Origin of the sequence: Streptomyces sp. A012304 (assembly GCF_026008495.1) — a bacterium.
Classification (GTDB): domain Bacteria; phylum Actinomycetota; class Actinomycetes; order Streptomycetales; family Streptomycetaceae; genus Streptomyces.
On the sequence record NZ_BQUN01000213.1, the window covers coordinates 1 to 318 of the forward strand.

Consider the following 318-nt stretch of genomic DNA (forward strand, 5'->3'; position numbering starts at 1 on the left):
GTGCCGGCCACGGCGGCGGCGCCGCTCAGCCCGTAGCCGAAGGACTCACCGGACGGCAGGGTGACGGAGGCGAGCTCCGCGGCGTCGGCCCGGCCGGCGAAGCGCAGGGCCACGGAGTCGGCGGCGTTCGCCCAGCCGCCGGTCTGCTCCACCAGCGCGCTGTCGATGGGCCGCCAGGTCCCGTGCTGGTCCCGGTAGTTGATCGGGTCGGTGGAGATCTCGCTGGTGCGGGTGCCGTCCTCGTTGGTGTAGGTCCGGCTGTGGGCGTCCCGCTCCGCGACGATCTCCTTGCTCGTCCTGCGGTCGTAGCCCTTGACC

Annotated in this window: 1 protein-coding gene; it reads right to left on the reverse strand. The window is 73.6% G+C overall.

All coding sequences use genetic code 11. The annotated features are described in order from the left end of the window. The coding region (locus ALMP_RS42515) for a hypothetical protein (protein WP_264937408.1) at positions 1-318 on the reverse strand (318 nt) is incomplete at both ends.